The 16,944-nt window shown below is 48.9% G+C and carries 14 protein-coding genes; 12 read left to right on the forward strand and 2 right to left on the reverse strand.

Translation table 11 applies throughout. From position 1 onward, the window contains the following. Positions 1-27 precede the first annotated feature (27 nt). Positions 28-1,374: a threonine/serine exporter family protein gene (locus tag AC2JF8_RS02690; RefSeq protein ID WP_500760892.1), complete on the reverse strand. Its 1,347-nt coding sequence runs from the start codon at positions 1,372-1,374 to the stop codon at positions 28-30. A 222-nt stretch (positions 1,375-1,596) separates the two neighbouring features. Here AC2JF8_RS02690 and AC2JF8_RS02695 point away from each other — a divergent pair, with 222 nt between their 5' ends. Genes AC2JF8_RS02695 through AC2JF8_RS02705 form a run of 3 tightly spaced genes read left to right on the forward strand, consistent with a single transcriptional unit; the run spans position 1,597 to position 5,237 of the window. Continuing rightward, positions 1,597-2,352, forward strand: coding sequence for a DeoR/GlpR family DNA-binding transcription regulator (locus AC2JF8_RS02695; protein WP_500761267.1), 756 nt, complete (start codon positions 1,597-1,599; stop codon positions 2,350-2,352). Further along, positions 2,353-3,267 (forward strand): 1-phosphofructokinase, encoded by a 915-nt coding sequence (gene pfkB, locus AC2JF8_RS02700; protein ID WP_500760894.1) that lies wholly within the window; start codon positions 2,353-2,355, stop codon positions 3,265-3,267. Between the two features lie 17 nt (positions 3,268-3,284). Continuing rightward, entirely contained in the window at positions 3,285-5,237 is a 1,953-nt protein-coding gene (locus AC2JF8_RS02705) for a PTS fructose transporter subunit IIABC (RefSeq protein ID WP_500760896.1), read from the forward strand. An 80-nt stretch (positions 5,238-5,317) separates the two neighbouring features. On the opposite strand, the gene AC2JF8_RS02710 is transcribed toward AC2JF8_RS02705, so the two are convergent. Continuing rightward, entirely contained in the window at positions 5,318-5,602 is a 285-nt protein-coding gene (locus tag AC2JF8_RS02710; RefSeq protein ID WP_500760899.1) for a hypothetical protein, read from the reverse strand. A 12-nt stretch (positions 5,603-5,614) separates the two neighbouring features. Between AC2JF8_RS02710 and AC2JF8_RS02715 the strand changes: the two genes are divergently transcribed. The 9 genes from AC2JF8_RS02715 (at position 5,615) to AC2JF8_RS02755 (ending at position 16,862) form a co-directional block, all read left to right on the forward strand. Next, positions 5,615-6,505 carry a metal ABC transporter solute-binding protein, Zn/Mn family gene (locus AC2JF8_RS02715; RefSeq protein ID WP_500760901.1) on the forward strand — a complete coding sequence of 297 codons (891 nt, stop codon included), beginning with the start codon at positions 5,615-5,617 and terminating at the stop codon, positions 6,503-6,505. Positions 6,506-6,517: 12 nt separating this feature from the next. Continuing rightward, on the forward strand, positions 6,518-7,684 hold the full coding sequence (locus AC2JF8_RS02720; protein ID WP_500761269.1) for an SLAP domain-containing protein: 1,167 nt from the start codon (positions 6,518-6,520) through the stop codon (positions 7,682-7,684). A gap of 48 nt (positions 7,685-7,732) precedes the next feature. Beyond that, the gene (locus AC2JF8_RS02725) at positions 7,733-8,353 is read left to right on the forward strand and encodes a metal ABC transporter ATP-binding protein (protein WP_500761271.1); all 621 of its coding nucleotides are present in this window, start codon (positions 7,733-7,735) and stop codon (positions 8,351-8,353) included. Further along, positions 8,353-9,150, forward strand: a complete 798-nt coding sequence (locus tag AC2JF8_RS02730) for a metal ABC transporter permease (RefSeq protein WP_500760904.1) — start codon at positions 8,353-8,355, stop codon at positions 9,148-9,150. Before AC2JF8_RS02725 ends, AC2JF8_RS02730 begins: the two co-directional genes overlap by 1 nt. Before the next feature lie 173 nt (positions 9,151-9,323). After that, positions 9,324-10,553 (forward strand): alpha-hydroxy-acid oxidizing protein, encoded by a 1,230-nt coding sequence (locus AC2JF8_RS02735; protein WP_500760907.1) that lies wholly within the window; start codon positions 9,324-9,326, stop codon positions 10,551-10,553. A 163-nt stretch (positions 10,554-10,716) separates the two neighbouring features. Continuing rightward, positions 10,717-12,213: an ABC transporter substrate-binding protein/permease gene (locus AC2JF8_RS02740; RefSeq protein WP_500760909.1), complete on the forward strand. Its 1,497-nt coding sequence runs from the start codon at positions 10,717-10,719 to the stop codon at positions 12,211-12,213. Then, positions 12,206-12,952, forward strand: coding sequence for an amino acid ABC transporter ATP-binding protein (locus AC2JF8_RS02745; RefSeq protein ID WP_500760912.1), 747 nt, complete (start codon positions 12,206-12,208; stop codon positions 12,950-12,952). Before AC2JF8_RS02740 ends, AC2JF8_RS02745 begins: the two co-directional genes overlap by 8 nt. Before the next feature lie 28 nt (positions 12,953-12,980). Then, positions 12,981-14,123 carry an ArgE/DapE family deacylase gene (locus tag AC2JF8_RS02750; RefSeq protein ID WP_500760915.1) on the forward strand — a complete coding sequence of 381 codons (1,143 nt, stop codon included), beginning with the start codon at positions 12,981-12,983 and terminating at the stop codon, positions 14,121-14,123. Positions 14,124-14,228: 105 nt separating this feature from the next. Continuing rightward, positions 14,229-16,862, forward strand: a complete 2,634-nt coding sequence (locus AC2JF8_RS02755; protein WP_500760917.1) for an SLAP domain-containing protein — start codon at positions 14,229-14,231, stop codon at positions 16,860-16,862. The last annotated feature ends 82 nt before the right edge of the window (positions 16,863-16,944 follow it).

Raw genomic sequence — 16,944 nt, forward strand, 5'->3', positions numbered from 1 at the left:
GGGGATGCTTTTGAGTTTTTTGAAAATTTAATCCGCGTGCCGCCACTTGGCGTCGGTCAGGATCCGGGCGGTGAGCAGGCCAATCGGCAGGGCCGTGATGATCATCAGGGCGTTCATGATCCAGTAGGCGCCAACGTTGATGTTGGTCGCGCCAAAATTGAAAACGGCGCGGTACATGTAGAGCCCGGGGACCATGATGACGATCGCGGGCACCGTGATGGCGATACGGGGAAAGCCCACGCGGTCGCGGACAAAGCTAGCAATAAGACCAGCCAGGAGCGCACCCGTAAAGGCGGCAAGGGCTGCCGGAACGTGGTTGAAGTCAACGAGGCTAAGGCGCAGCGTGTTGGCCAGTGCACCAATGAGGGCGGCGACGGTGGCCATTGCGGGCGTGGCGTTAAACATGATGGAAAAGCCCAACACGCCGCAGAAGCTGGCAAGGACACGCAAAGCCGTCAGAAGAAGCGGACTGAGGTGCTGCTGAGGCATTGAACCCGGGGACAGCCTGAGTAGAGTGGCCATGCCCCAGCCGACCATGGTGGCGATCATGACAATCAATACGGCGTAAGCCAGGCGCTCAAGACCGGAACGCATGTCTAGTTTGGACATGTCGAGCCCCGAAGTAATAAAGGGGAAGCCCGGAATAACGTAGAGCATGGCGCCGATATAGCCGTACGCATTCTGGTGCTGCCAACCGCCGAAATTTTCGCCGAGGTGCAGGCATAGAAAGTAAACTGCGCATGATATTGCAACCCCCACAGCGATTTTGGCAACCAAGGTAATCTTGTGTCTGCCCATCAATCCGCGGAAGTAGTTGCCAATCGCAGCCCCAAAGAACGTGCAGATCATTTCCGGAACGCCGCCGCCCAGCAAGAAGATAAAAGCGGCACAGGCCAGGCCTGCACTCAGTGCGGAAACGGTGAGTGGATAACTTTGGGTGTGGCGTTCAATGTTGTTTAACTTTTGGTGCACCATGCCAATGGTCCACTGATCGTTTTCGCTTTCGAAGCGGCGGACAAAATCTTCCATTTTGTTCAGTTTATTCATATTGACTTCGGTGGATGGGAGTGACAGGGTCTGGGAATAGGACTTGTTGTCGACGTCAAAGCAGGTGTATTCGATGGTCACTAGGCCAATGTCAGCCGAGCAGGTCAGGTTAAGGGCCCGTGCCGCTGAATTCATCGAGTCCCGCACCCGCCATGCACCGGTGCCGCATTCCAGCAGCATGATCCCGATTCGGCCCACAAGCGAGCCTTTTTCCACGAGCGTTGTGTATTTGATGAGGGTATTATCAGGACTCTTATAAAAATCCTTCCAATGGATTTTCATGTGGTGGCGCGCGGATATATGGTGTCGTGCTTCATTATCTGCCATTGTTAACTGTGATCGACCTTTCTTTTGCTTGGAAGTTAGTACTATCAAGTTTACCACAAATAAAAAGGTGAAAATTATTCTCCCCGGGCATTAAAGACAATGGCGAGTTGGCGCCTGCTGGATAATTTTGCATCAAAGTGCATTTTTTTGAGTGGATTTGGGTGAAAATGATTGATTATGACGAGCAAACCGCATAAAATATTCTGGGAGGTGAAGCGGGTGATGTTAACCCAGGAACGGCAAAGACTAATCGAAAACTACGTTAACCAGCACGGGTTGTGTCGCATCAGCGACTTGTGCACGTTGACGGCCACATCTGAATCAACCATCAGACGTGACCTGATTCATCTAGAAGAAAACGGACTGGTCAAACGGATTCACGGTGGGGCCCAATCGGTTAAAAATTTTAGTCACGACGTTTCCCAGCACATCCGCTTCGCGATGAACCATGATGAAAAGACGCGGATTGCCGAATACGCAGTTCGTCATTATGTCCATGAAAATGACTATCTTTTTATCGATGCGGGAACGACCGCTTACGAGATGGTGCCGTTCTTGGCGGAGATTGCGAATGTCACCGTTGTGACCAATGGTATTGAAACGGCACTGGGCACTCTTGGGCACGGAATCAACACGCTTCTTCTCGGGGGCAGGGTAAAGGAAGATACCCATGCCGTGGTGGGCCAATCGGCCCTCGAACAGCTGCAGGGCATGAACTTTGCGGCCAGCTTCGTCGGGACTAACGGCATTGACTGCCGGGGCAACATGACGACCCCCGACCCTGAAGAGGCCGCAATCAAAAAACTGGAGATTGCCCAAGCGCGGCAAACCTACGTTTTGACTGATGCGTCGAAATTTGGTGAGCGGAACTTTGCCGTTTTTGGCAATGTCAAAAATTGCACCGTGATCACCAGCAGGCTCAGTGCGCAGCAAAAGAAATTATTACCCGCTAAGATTATTGTGAAAGAGGTAAAGTAAATGATATATACGGTTACAGTTAACCCCGCTCTGGACTATGTGATCCAGTTGGAGCAGGTTGAAGCCGGCAGCGTGAATCGCAGCAACAACTGCTCGTTCTTGGCTGGCGGCAAGGGCATCAACGTGTCACAGGTCCTTAACCAGCTAAAGGTTGACAACACGGCCTGGGGCTTTGTTGGTGGGTTCACCGGCAAGGAACTGGTGCGACAGCTGAACCAGCGCCACATCGTCAACGACTTTGTCACGATTTCCGCTTCTACCCGGGTCAACGTCAAGATCCATGCGGAAGAGGAGACGGAAATTAACGCAGCGGGTCCCAATATCACCGCGCAGGAAATCACCGCCTTTACAGCCCGGCTGGAGGACCTGCAAAGGGGCGACGTGATCGTTTTGAGTGGGTCGTTGGCCCCGAGTCTGCCGGCCGACTTTTACAAACAGCTGCTCCCCAAAATTAAGGAAGCCGGTGCAGAGTTCGTTATTGATACAACGGGGCAGGCACTGCTTGACACGCTGGAATACCAGCCGCTAGTTATCAAGCCTAACCACCATGAACTCGCTGACCTGTTCGGTGCGACCTTTGATTCTGACCGCGAGATGCTGGCAGCGGCCCGCAAGCTGCTGGACGAAGGTGCACAAAACGTGATGGTATCAATGGCCGGCCGGGGCGGGTACCTGATTACCCCCGACCACTTCTACCATGCTAAAGCCGCGGTCGGGACCGTGGTCAATTCGGTGGGTGCCGGCGACTCGATGATTGCAGGCTTTATCGGCACATACGTGCAAAGTGGCAATCCTGTGGACAGTTTCAGGGTTGGCATGGCCTGCGGTGCCGCCACCGCCTTTACCAAGGATATTGCCGTGAAGGGGCAGATTGAGGCCGTATTGCCCCAGATCGAAGTAGAGCAGATTTCATAACTTAAGGAGGAAATGCAATGAAAATTAAGGATATTTTAGCTCCTGAATCCATGATTATGGCGCTCAAGGCGACCACTAAGGAGGATGCAATCAAGGAGATGGCCGACTTAGAAGTCGCGACCGGCATCGTCAACAATGAAGAGGACTTCATCAAGTCGATCTGGGCGCGTGAAAACGAGTCGACAACGGGCATTGGTGATGGCATTGCCATGCCGCACGCCCGCAACAAGTCAATCAACCGGGCACGCGTACTGTTTGCCAAGAGCGAGCAGGGCATTGACTATAACTCCCTTGATGGCCAGCCCGTCAACTTGTTCTTCATGATTACCGCACCAGACGGTGCTGACAACACCCACCTCGAGGCTCTGGCAAAATTGTCGGGATTGCTGATCAACCCTGACCTGGTTGCAGCACTCAAGGAGGCTAAGACGCCCGCTGAAGTGATTAACCTTTTTGAAGCTGCTGAGCAGAAAAATGATGCGGACAAAGAGGCTGACCGTAAGCAGGCGGAAAAACCAGGCGACGGCGACAAGCCGTTAATTGTCGGGGTAACGGCCTGCATCAACGGCATTGCCCACACTTACATGGCCCAGGAAGCCCTGATTAAGGCGGGCAAGAAGCGCGGCGTTGACGTCCGCATCGAGACCAATGGTTCCGAAGGGGTCAAGGACAAGCTGACCGCCGCTGAGATCAAGCGGGCCCAGGGCGTTGTCATCGCCTCGGACAAGAAGGTGGACATGCCGCGTTTTGACGGCAAGCCGCTGGTTACGAGGCCGGTAGTTGATGGCATTAACAAGCCGGACGAATTAATCAGCAAGATCTTGGATGGGGATACCGGCATTTATCATGCTGATAGCAAAGCAGCTGCCAGCGATGACTCTAAGAAGGGGGTCTGGGGTTCAATCTACCAGAACCTGATGAACGGCGTCTCCCACATGCTGCCCTTTGTTATCGGAGGCGGGATCCTCATGGCCATTTCCTTCATCGTGGAAAACTATGCCGGCGGTCCCAAGTCACCGGCCTTCATCTTCCTAAACAATGCCGGCAACATGGCCTTTGCGTTCATGGTGCCGATCCTGTCCGGCTACATTGCCGAATCGATTGGCGATCTGCCCGCCCTCATGCCCGGGTTTGTCGGCGGCTTCATGGCCACCGTCTATAGCGGGGCATACGGCGGCGCCTACGTGGCCAATGTCTTTTCCAATGCCAAGTCGCCGGCTGGCTTTTTGGGCGGTCTGGCCTCCGGTTTCATCGCCGGATACTTGGTCTTGGGCCTGAAAAAATTGTTTGCAAAATTGCCTAAGTCGCTTGAGGGGATGAAGCCGATGCTCATCTACCCAATCTTGAGTCTGCTCCTCATTGCCCTTGTCATGTACTACATTGTTAACCCCGTCTTCAGTACGATTAATCTGGCAATTACCAACTTCTTGAACCAGATGGGTACGGGCAACCTGGTGGTCTTAACGACTATCCTGGCGGCTATGATGTCAATCGACATGGGTGGACCCTTCAACAAGGCTGCTTACGTCTTTGCTTCCGGTGCCTTTGCCAACGATCCCCACTCAACGGTGGCGGCTGTCATGATGGCGGCCGTAATGGTCGGCGGCATGGTGCCACCATTTGCAACGGCGATCAGTACGGCTTTCTTTAAGAACAAGTATACGGAAGAGGAACGCCGTGCAGGCATTACTAACTGGATTTTGGGCTTCTCCTTTATTACTGAAGGTGCGATTCCATTTGCAGCGGCCGATGCCGGCCACGTCATCCCGTCGTGCATCATTGGTTCGGCCGTGGGCGGCGCCCTCATTGGCTTCTGGCGCATCGGCGTTCCTGCACCCCACGGCGGTCTGTGGGTAGCGCCCCTTGCCAACCACATTGTTTTGTACTTCGTTGCAACCATCATTGGTTCAATTGTTGCCGGTGTGATTCTGGGCCTGTGGAAAAAGTCCGTTGAGCAAAAAGCCGAGTAAGGAATAATAAATAGAAAATTTAAGCAGTTAATGGGGGGGAATGCTCCCGTGAACTGCTTTTTTGCTGGTCAAAACCTAGTCTAGAATGGCCCCCAACGGCTATTTTTAGGCGCACGGGCACCTTCTGCCGGTGCCCGCCTTTTAAAGTCATTGACTGGTGACGCCTGCTTGTACCGCAGGCGTACGGCCTGGCCGCGTGTCTTTGTTATTTTGATTGGTGCTGCGACCAGGAAAAAGAAGCCGTCAAACTTAATTGGATTGTCAACCCGGTGAACCTGACGCGGCGCTTTATGAGTGCTAGTATTGTAGTGTATAATGGTTATTAATTGTAAGTACCGATTATTCGACTGGTTAAAGTTGATCAAAGGATGACGACGATGAAGAAATTTGCTAAATTGAAAAGAATATTTGCTGGTGCTGCCATGGCGTGCGTGCTTGCGCTGGTGTTGAGCGCATGTGCGCCCAAGCCGCATAAAGATGGCAAAATAGCAATAGTAACAACGACAAACGTGTACGCCGATATTGCCCAGAACGTGGTGGGCAAGTACGGCACGGCCGAGGCAATCATTAAGAAGCCGTCCGCCGATCCGCACGACTTTGAGCCTACGACAAACGACGCCAAGACATTGTCGGCCGCAGACGTTGTCGTTGCTAACGGATTGGGTTATGATAGCTGGATGAACAAGCTTGCCTCCTCAGTTGACAAGAAGCCCGTTCTGGTTGGTGAAGACCTGCTGGGGCTGAATAAGGGCGCCAATCCCCACATCTGGTATGATTTGACCATGCCGGCCAAGTACGTTGATTACTTGGTCAAAAGACTGAGCAAGAAGGACCCGCACCACGCGCAGTATTACCGTGATAACGGCCGGCGGTACCTGGCCCAGATTGCGCGTGTCCGCAAGCTGCTGCCCAAAAATGCGGGCACCGACACCAAGCCCGTTTACGTGAGTGAACCGGTCTTCGATTACGCTCTGGCGGCAGCCGGCCTCAAGGTAGCGGACAAGGACTTTGAAAAGGCAATCCAAAACAATACGGATCCCAGCCCCGCAGCCGTGCAGGAGATGACGACGGGCATTAAAAAGCGGAAAATTGCCTTTTTGGTGGTTAATTCGCAAACTTCTAGCTCAACCGTCAATAATTTTGTTAAACTGGCTAAAGAACAAGGGATTCCGGTTTTGACGGTCCGGGAAACAATACCGGCTGACACAACCTACCTTGAGTGGATGACAAGCAATTACCGCAAATTGGCAAAAGTTATCGAGAAATGAGTTAAACGAGGGATAAAAATGAAAAAGATTATTACTGCACTGGCACTGGCTGTTACTCTAGCCGTACCCGCTGCGGTGCAAACATCTAACGTTCAGGCGAGTGCAATCAATGATGCTGCCAAGCAGAATACCTACAGCGGTGTCACTAGCCTGCAGCAAATATTGCAGCAGGAAGGCATCAAGTACAATGATTTTTTGGCTGCCAACCAAATAAAGTACCGCACCGGCAAGCCCGAGGGCGTTGTTGTTCACGAAACGGCGACGCCGGGCGCAAGCGCACATAACGAGGCTATTTACTTTAACCGGGAATGGATGAATATTTATTCCTACGTGCACGCCTTCGTCGACCACACGGGCGTCATCCAGATGATGACGCCGGCATACGGCGTCTGGGGCGCAGGACCGATGGCCAACAACCGCTTTTTCCAGGTGGAACTGTGCCAGGAAAACAATCAGGCCGACTTCGCCAAAAGCATTAACAACGATGCAATCTACATTGCACAGGTAATGCACCAGTATAACCTGGTGCCCGATAACGCGGTCCACGACGGCGTAGGCACGGTCTGGTCCCACCATGCCGTCTCCAAGTTTTTGGGGGGCACGGACCACACGGACCCCGATGGCTACTTTGCCAAGTGGGGCTACTCAATGGATGACTTCTACGATCTCATCAAGTACTACTACGACCAGCAGGATTCAGGAAGCACACCTGCCAACCCAGTCGACCAGCAACCGGTAGTTACGCCGCCGGCTGCGTCAGCCCCAGCAGCTCCATCAGCCCCAGTAGCTCCGGCTGCGCCCAGCTTGCCTGCTTCAACCGGCACCAAGACCCTGATGCACAACGCAGCGGTCTATGATGAAACGGGGGCTAAGACAAGCCTTCCCGTGAAGAAGGCGGGCACCAAGCTCACGCTTTACGGACCCAAGTTCATCAAGGGCAGAAAATACCTGCAGATTGCTGCTGGCCAGTATGTTGTGGCCAGCAACGTTGAGGGCAAATTGCGGCTTTTGACCCACAATGCGTTTATTTATGATAATCAAGGCTGGCGGGTTAACGTCGGCAAGCTGTATCGCGGGAGGTACGTCAGAACTTACGGCGGCCGGGTCAAGATTAACGGGCGCAAGTTTTATCCTATTGACGTCAATCAGTACGTTAAAGCGGGAAATTTTAAAAAATAACGACAGGAGGACAATTTGACTGACATTTTAGAAGTTAACAATCTCTCAATGAAATTTGAGCAAAGGCCGGTTTTTGCGGACGTTAACTTTAGGCTGAAGAAAGGCTCGATGACCGCCTTGTTAGGACCTAATGGTGCAGGAAAGACGACGCTGATCAACATTTTAATGAACATGCTGGCACCGACAACCGGTAGTTTCACCTTTGCAAGCGATATGCGACTGGGCTACGTCCCGCAGTTCCGCAATATCGATGCAGAATACCCACTATCGATTGAAGCTTTTGTCGGGTTGAATGCGCCCCTAATCAAGAACAGTAAAATTAAGCAGACCATAAAAAAACAGCTGAAAGAAACCAACTTGGATAAAATAGGAGGTACGCGTATGGGCGAGGCCTCTGGCGGCCAGAAGCAGCGTGCGTACCTGGCCCAGGCTCTCCTTGACAGTCCAAACATGATTATTCTGGACGAAGCGACTGCTAGTCTTGATCCGATGGCTAAGGAAGAACTGATGAAGTTAATCAGGCACCTGAACGAGAAACATAAAATAACCGTTCTGTTTGTGACGCACGATGTTCCCCTGGCGCGCAAGTATATGCAAAACTATTTGTATTTGAACCACGGCAAGATGGAACAGGGTGAGATGACGCAATTTGAGGAGGCCTATGAATAATGTTTGCATTTGACTTTATGCGCAACGCCTTCCTGGCCAGCACTTTTATTGCTATCACCTGCGGGACCGTTGGCGTGTACGTGGTAGCGCGCAACTTCAGCTTTCTGGCCCACACGCTGTCGGAAATCGGCTTTGCCGGTGCGGCCTTCGCGGTTTGGCTCGGGATCAGCCCGCTTTGGGGGATGCTCTTGTTCGCGCTGCTGGGCTCAATTAGTGTCGGCGAATTGTCCCTACACAGCGAGCAAAAAGAATCATCAATCAGTGCGATTTCTGCGCTCTTTATCGGGCTGGGAGTTCTGTTTTTGGCAATATCGGGGGCAAACAGCAACTATGCCACCAATATTTTGTTTGGCAGCATCATTGGGGTCGACAAGCAGGGCGTCGTGCAGCTGGTTGTCTTGTCCGTCATTGTCCTTCTGCTGATTTTTGCCATCCAGCGCCCGCTGAACTTTGATTCTTTTGATCACATCGGCGCACTGGCGCACGGAGTAAAAACGGGCCTGATCAGCGTCATCTTCCTGGTTGCACTGGCCATGTCAGTCTCCATTGGTGCACAGATTGTGGGCTCCCTGCTTGTGTTTATCTTGTTGACGCTGCCACCGGCAACGGCAAGCTATCTGGGCAAGACGGTGTCGTCAATGATTGCCTGGTCAGTCATCTTGGCCTTGGCGGGGGTGTGGCTTGGATTATATTTGGGCTTCATCACTAATCTGCCCGTAACTTTTTTCATCGCACTCATTGAGGTGGCAGTATATCTTGTTACTTACTTCACCCACCTGATTAAGCACAACCTTTGATTAGGTAATTCCAACAGCAGTCTGCAAGTACCTGCTTGTGATGAGATTGTGAATTTTAACACATCGATAAGACTGTTATTTAAACATTCTTTTGCAAAATTCACTAACTATTGTAAGCATTTTCATGTATAATAAGACGTGGATAGATTTAATTCATAGAAGGAGTCTTTAAAATGACATCATACTATAATGGTTTTCCCCAAAGTGATCGGGATGAAATGATCAACATGATTAACCTCGATGAGCTTGAGGAACGGGCCAAGGAAGTTATGCCGGAAGGTGCTTACTATTACATTGCTTCTGGTTCGGAAAATGAATGGACATGGCGGAACAATACTACTGCCTTCAACCATTTCCAAATTGTGCCCCGGGCTTTAACCAATATGGATAGCCCACAACTGGACACTGAATTCATGGGGATGAAGTTGAAGACCCCGATAATGATTTCACCAATTGCTTGTCACGGTATTGCCCACCAGGATGCCGAAGCTGCTACTCAAAAGGGTGCGGCTGCGGCTGGCGCCCTATTTTCGTCTAGTACTTATGGCAACAAGAGTGTCGAAGATATTGCAGCGGCTGCTCCGGATGCAGCCCGTTTCTTCCAGCTTTATTTGAGTAAAGATTGGGACTTCAACAAGATGGTCTTTGACGCGATTAAGAAGGCTGGCTATAAGGGAATCTTCCTGACGGTTGACGCACTAGTTTCTGGCTTCCGTGAAGCCAACCTGAGGACCAAGTTCGCTTACCCTGTACCGCTTGATTTCTTTAGCCGTTACCAAGGTGCAAAAGGTGAAGGACAGACGGTGGCACAAATGTATGCTTCCTCCGCCCAAAAGATTGGTCCAGAAGATGTTCGGCGCATTAAGGAAATGTCTGGCTTGCCAGTATTTGTCAAGGGGGTTGTCTGTGCTGAGGATGCTTATCTGGCCATGGGCTGTGGTGCGGATGGAATTTACGTTACTAATCACGGTGGCCGTGAAATTGATAGTGGCCCAGCCACAATCGATATGTTGCCCGAAATCGCCCAGGCGGTTAACCACCGGGTACCGATTATCTTCGATTCAGGTGTTCGGCGCGGATCGCACGTCTTTAAAGCATTGGCACTTGGTGCTGACCTGGTCGGCATTGGTCGCCCATACTTGTATGGGTTGGCTCTGGGTGGCCCGAAGGGGGTACAATCCGTTATTGAACAACTAAATCAAGAACTCTTAATTGACATGCAACTGACTGGCTGCAAGACCATTGAGGATGTTAAGCACGCTAAGCTTGCTCACATCAACTACTCAGCTGATAATTTGAAGTCAAATACGGATCCTTCCAGAATTCAGCCGTATCCTGTAACTGCTGATAACCAAATTAAGGAAAATGATTCTGATGTGGTATCGGGGGCTTCACACGCTTAATTACGCTTGTTCCTAAGAAAACAAAATTGCTCTGTGTCAATCTATTTAAGCAGATTGAATGGCAGAGCTTTTTTTTGCTTGATAAAAATAAGATAATATGAATTGCTGTAATTTTATTTTTATATTATTATAATTGTTATAATGCAAAAGTGGAGGAGAAATTATGAAAAAACCGTGGAACTGGCTCAAAGCAATTATCATAGTCGTGATGATGTTGACCCTATCCCCCCAAAAAATACTGGCCGCAAAATCTAGTCAATCCCCGCAGGCAACGGATACATACCTGCATAAAGTTAAGCAAAAAGGTGAATTAGTGATGGGTACCAGCCCCGATTTTCCACCTTATGAATTTGTCAAAAACATTAATGGTAAGTCCAAGGTAGTAGGAATGGATATTGAGGTCGGCCGTAAAGTTGCCCGTGATTTGGGCGTAAAGCTAGTTGTCCGTACGATGGACTTTGATTCACTACTGGTGGCCTTGGAGACGGGTAAGATTGACATGGTCATTTCTGGTATGGATGCCACGCCTAAACGGGCGAAGAGCGTAGCCTTTAGTCACGCTTACTATAAGAGTGGGCAGGATCTGTTGATTAGAACAGCGGACAAGGCCAAGTTTAAAGATTACCATTCTTTTACCGGTCAGGTCATCGGTGCTCAGACGGGCAGTTTGCAGGCCACCCTGATCAAGGAACAGGCCCAAAAGGCCAAGCTGAAAACGATGGATAAAGACAGTGACCTTATTCTCGGCTTAAAGACGAATAAGTTTGCTGGCGTAGCTGTTGACACGGCTACGGCTAATGCTTTTGCCAAAAATACGAGTGGTATTATGGTCATTCCTTCAGGCTTTAAGGTAGATTCTGCCGGATCTGCGATTGCTTTTCATAAGGGGGCAAAAAGTCTGGTCAAGGCCGCCAATAAGTCAATTGCTGAAATTAAAAAGCAGGATTTGATTAATCAGCAATACTTGCCTCAGGCTGGGAAGTACCTGGCTGGCGGTCAGACCAAAAAGGCGGCACAGGAATCTAATTCGATGTGGGCCTATAAGGATTTCTTCATTGCTGGCGTGGGCTACACCCTATTTATTTCGGCAATTTCTGTTTTCTTTGGCTTTTTACTGGGTGCTATACTGGCCTTAATGCGCTTAAGTAACAATCAAATTGCGCGTTCCGTGGCCACAGCCTACATTGAATTTGTGCGGGGTACGCCCCTGATGGTGCAGCTGCTCTTCATCTATTTTGGCCTAGGAGTGATTATTAACATACCGGCGCTGCTTTCCGGTATCATTGCGGTCGCACTCAACTCGGCCGCTTACGTTGCTGAGGTTATTCGTTCCGGCATCAACTCGATTGCAGTGGGTCAACAGGAAGCAGCGCGGTCACTGGGCCTATCACGGGCCAAGACGATGCGGTACGTCATCATGCCACAGGCAATGAAGAACATCTGGCCAGCTCTGGGTAATGAATTTGTGTCTTTAATAAAGGAAAGTTCAATTGTATCGGTAATCGGTGTCAAGGATTTAATTTACCAGTCACGAATCGTGCAGGCCGATACTTACCGTGGGGTTATGCCACTCGTGATTACGATGATGCTGTACTTTATCATTACGTTTGGCTTGTCCAGCCTGATGAAACACTTAGAAAGGAAAATGAACCATGACTAAGAGGACAGTCTTACAAGTTGAACACTTAAAAAAGACGTTTGGCAATAATGAGGTTTTAAAAGACGTTAATGCAACAGTTGTAGAGGGACAGGTTATCTGTCTGGTGGGTCCCTCAGGTGCCGGTAAGAGTACTTTCCTGCGCTGTCTCAACTTATTGGACCAGCCAACTGCAGGCCGGGTTTTGTTTGAAAATAAGGAACTGACAGCTTTAAGTGAAACGCAGCTAGATCAGTTGCGCGAGAAAATGGGCATGGTTTTTCAGCAGTTCAACCTTTTCCCGCACATGACGATTAGCGAAAACATTAAGCTGGCACCAATGAAGGTAAAGGGAGCCAGTGATGAGGAGGCTACGGCAGCGGCCGCCGATCTGCTCGCTCAGGTGGGGCTAGCCGACAAGGCCGAGGCCTTTCCGGCCAGTCTTTCCGGAGGACAGCAGCAGCGGGTGGCGATTGCGCGGGCCTTAGCAATGGATCCTGCAGTGATGCTGTTTGACGAACCCACGTCGGCACTTGACCCTGAGATGGTCGGTGAAGTGCTTAAGGTAATGCAGGATCTTGCTCAAAAGGGGATGACCATGGTGGTCGTTACGCATGAGATGGGTTTTGCCAAGAATGTGGCGGACGAAGTCTGGTTCATGGCTGACGGCTACATCCAGGAAAAGGCGACGCCCGAGGACTTTTTTGCTCACCCCAAGACCGGACGGGCTCAGGACTTTTTGGCTAAAGTGTTAGAAGCATAAAAGCAGCTAAGTGAAAAAGGATTAATTAATGGAAGAAAAACGTGCACTCAAAATTCTGACTGACCTGATTGCAATCGCTTCGGCTAATGACCACGAAAGTCTGGTGGCAGACTATCTAACGGACTTATTTAGTGAATACCCCGTCCAGCTTGCGCGGGTACCTTACGCCCCGGGGCGCGATAACTTGGTTATTACCATGGGTGAGCGGGGCCCACTATTGGGCTTTTCCGGGCACGAAGACGTTGTATCTGCCGGTGAGCTCAGTAACTGGCAGACACCGCCTTTTACGCCAACTATTAAGAATGGTCGGTTATTTGGTCGTGGTGCCAGTGACATGAAGTCGGGTCTAGCCGCTATGGTGGTCGCCATGCTAGATTTGCTAGCTGAAAGAAAACCATTGCCGGGCCGCATTCGCTTGCTGGCATCAGTTGGTGAAGAAACCGGTGAATATGGGGCCGCACAGCTGGTTAAAGAGGGTTATGCGACTGATTTGGCCGGCCTAGTCATTGGGGAGCCATCTCACTTCAATGTGCGCGTGACCCATAAAGGCGTGATTGATTATTATGTATCTTCAACGGGTGCGACTGTTCACTCGTCGACACCAGAAAAAGGTAAGAATGCTATTATGCCCCTGGTTGAGTTTGCACAAAGGGCCCAGGATTTGCTGGCTTGTCACACGCAGGAAGACCCGGATCTAGGATTATTGACGCACGTCATTACCCAGATTCAGGGTGGCGATCAGATTAATTCCGTACCAGGCAGTGCGTGGTTGTCGGGCAACATCAGGACAACACCACGCTATCCTAATGCCCAGATTTATAGCGAGCTAGAAGAAATTGTTGCCGAACTCAATAAAAATGGAGCGGAGCTCACGCTGCGTTACAGTTTTCCGGAAGTGCCACTGCCCAGTCAAGCGGGGACGCGCCTGGCTAAATTGGCCCAAAAAGTTGTCCAAGAAGAATTAGCGCGGCCTAGTCACTTCACAGCAGGTACCGGTGCTACCGATGCCTCTGAATATATTCGGGCTGGTGACTTCCCCATTATCATTCTGGGTCCAGCCGCCGGTACAACAGATCATGAACCTAACGAGTTTGTCGAAGTAGCCGATTATCTAGCGGGCTGCCGGCTTTATGCAAAGCTAGCCCAGCGCTTCTGGCAGGAATATAAGTAAAATATAATTAACTAGCTAGTGAAGTTTTATTGAATGCAGAGATAAGACTTCACTTTTTTACATATAAATAATATAATATTGTTAATTTAGGGGAGAAAGAGCATTATGAATTATAAAAACAAAGTAATCAACAATAAAACCAATAAATTAACACTCAGCTTAGCGGGAGCAGCCCTCTGCTCACTGCTACTGATGGGAGCACAACAAGTAAAAGCTGATACGATTAATAATTCTGCGGACTCGGCTACTAACGCCACTATTAGTAATAAAGCGCCTGCTGATGGCGTTAAGAATGCTAAGGTTGCCGCAACAGTTAGTCAAAATACAAATGATAAAGCCGTAGCAGCTAGTTCAAAAGTGCCAGTAGTAACTGATACAACTGATCAAACTAGTAAAGCTGAAGCTAATCAAGTTGCAAAACCAGTTGATGCAAAAACACCTAGTGACACCATAAAGCCAGCTAACACTAACAAAGTTAACAAATTAACGGCTAAAGGTGCTGGTCAAGACGACCATTGGTCAAATATTACCTATGATATTGATGATACCCAGCATATTATTAATATTAAGGGTGGTACCGCTACCGATCCCTTGTCCGTTTCCGAAAAATTTGCGAACCATAATATCTTCAACTATGAATTAAAGATCACAGGTAATTTGCAGTTAAAGGGTTCAGCTGAAGGTTTCTTTAGTAATTTGGACTTAAGCCAAATAACGGGCTTAGACCATGTTAACACGAGCGAAGTTACTAATATGAAAAGCATGTTTAGTGGTACTAACTTGTATCACCAATCTAAGCTAGCCATTAACTTTGACACTAGCAATGTAACGGATATGTCTTATATGTTTAACAAGCTAAGAGTCAGTGATATGGTTAATGGTCAATTAACCCCTGGTGATCTGACGGTTAACATGGATGCAAAGAAAGTTACCAACATGGCTCATATGTTTGAAGCTTTTGGTGGCAATAAGCTTGACATTAGTAACTTAAAAAATACTAGCCAAGTTAAGAATATGTCATATATGTTTTCCAATGAAATGGGCCCAGCATTAAGTGGTTTAGACTTTAGTCACTTTGATACCAGTAGTGTAACGGACATGTCGTACATGTTTTCATATAGTGCAAAAACAGATACAGGCATAACAGGTACGATTAATACAGGTACATCTGACTCAGGTGAAGCTACCAGGGTCAAGCTAGATTTAAGCCATTTTAAGACTGATCAAGTAACTAATATGAAAGGAATGTTTCTTGTTGGCACAAATATTGGACAAGTTAACTTAACTAGCTTTGATACTAGCAAGGTTACTGATATGTCCGACATGTTCAATGGCTCAGGCTTAAAGTGGCTAGATATTAGCGACTTTAACATGACAAACGTGCAGGCCACTAAGAACATGTTTGGTGACGCGATATCAATAATTAAACTAGGTAAGGCGAATAAATTTGTTAACGATACGGGCTTGAAAGGAAAATGGCAAGAACAGGGTACAGGTTCATTTATTAAGCCGAATGGGAAAAGTGAAAGTGATTTTGCCCAATTTCTAACGAATTTTGTCGGTACCAGGGATTTAGGAGTCTGGATTCGGGATCATAATCTGATAACCCCTGCTGCTAACATCGTTATCCACTATGTTGATGAGAATAACAATGCTATCAGCCCCATTGACACTATCGATGCTTCGAGCAAATGGCCTGGTGACAAGTTTACTCCGCAGCACAAGGACATCAAGTACTACACCTTTAAGCAAGTAAAGGGTACGGAGCCAACTGAATTTACTGATCAACCACAGGAAGTTACTTACATCTATACCAAGAATAGTTCTAATAGCCCGAGCACTCCAGTCAACCCTAGTTACCCGATTGCTTCTACCGTTCCTGTTGCCCCAGTAGCGCCGGGAAACACTAATCCAGCTGATGGAATAGCCAATAGTACCGCTAAGAGCGAGCAAGTCATCTTAATGCACAATGGTTATCTGTACGATCATGAGGGGAAGCGGGCCAACAAGGTTGTGCTCAAAGCCGGGTCCCGTCTGGAGGTTAACGGCTATACCACCATTGCTGATCAAAAATACTATATCCTGGTTGATCGCGGTGCAAATAACAAAACCTACTATGTGGCGGCGGGCAACATTGACGCCACCAAGCGTACCCTAAAGCACAATGCCCTTATTTACAACCAGTATGGTAACCGGGTAAACCCCGTCCAGGTACTCAAGAAGGGCCAAACGCTTGACACTTACGGTGACCCTGTCACAATGCGGGGTAAAAAGTACTTGATTATTGCCCCTAATCGCTTCGTCAAACTGGTCAACCTGGTGGAGCAGACTACTTCAAATAAGTTCGGCACAGCTATCGTTAATGACAACGCCAATAACCTGCTTGAAAAGAAAGTTATGCACAACGCCTATCTGTATAACCAGGAGGCTAAGCGTGCTAATGGCCTGATTATTAAGGCTGGTTCTGTAGTCAAGACGACAGGCAAACAGAAGATCAACGGCAAGACTTATTATGAACTGCCTGATGGCCTCTACCTAGCAGCAGCCAATATTGACGGCCAAAACCGTACGTTGAAGCACAATGCTTATCTTTATAATCAATACGGCCATCGTAAGGGTCAAACAGTGCTTAGAAAGCACCATTTGGTTAGAACTTACGGTAGCAGCGTAACTATGAAGAAGTCCAGTTATTACGTAATAGCTGACAACACTTTAATTAAAAAGACAAATATTAAGTAGTTAATTCCCTATAATATCGAAATATCACCCCATCAGAAAGTACTCCTAGCAACTAAGATAGTTGTCAGGAGTACTTTTTTAG

Source organism: Lactobacillus sp. CA30L (assembly GCF_059900845.1).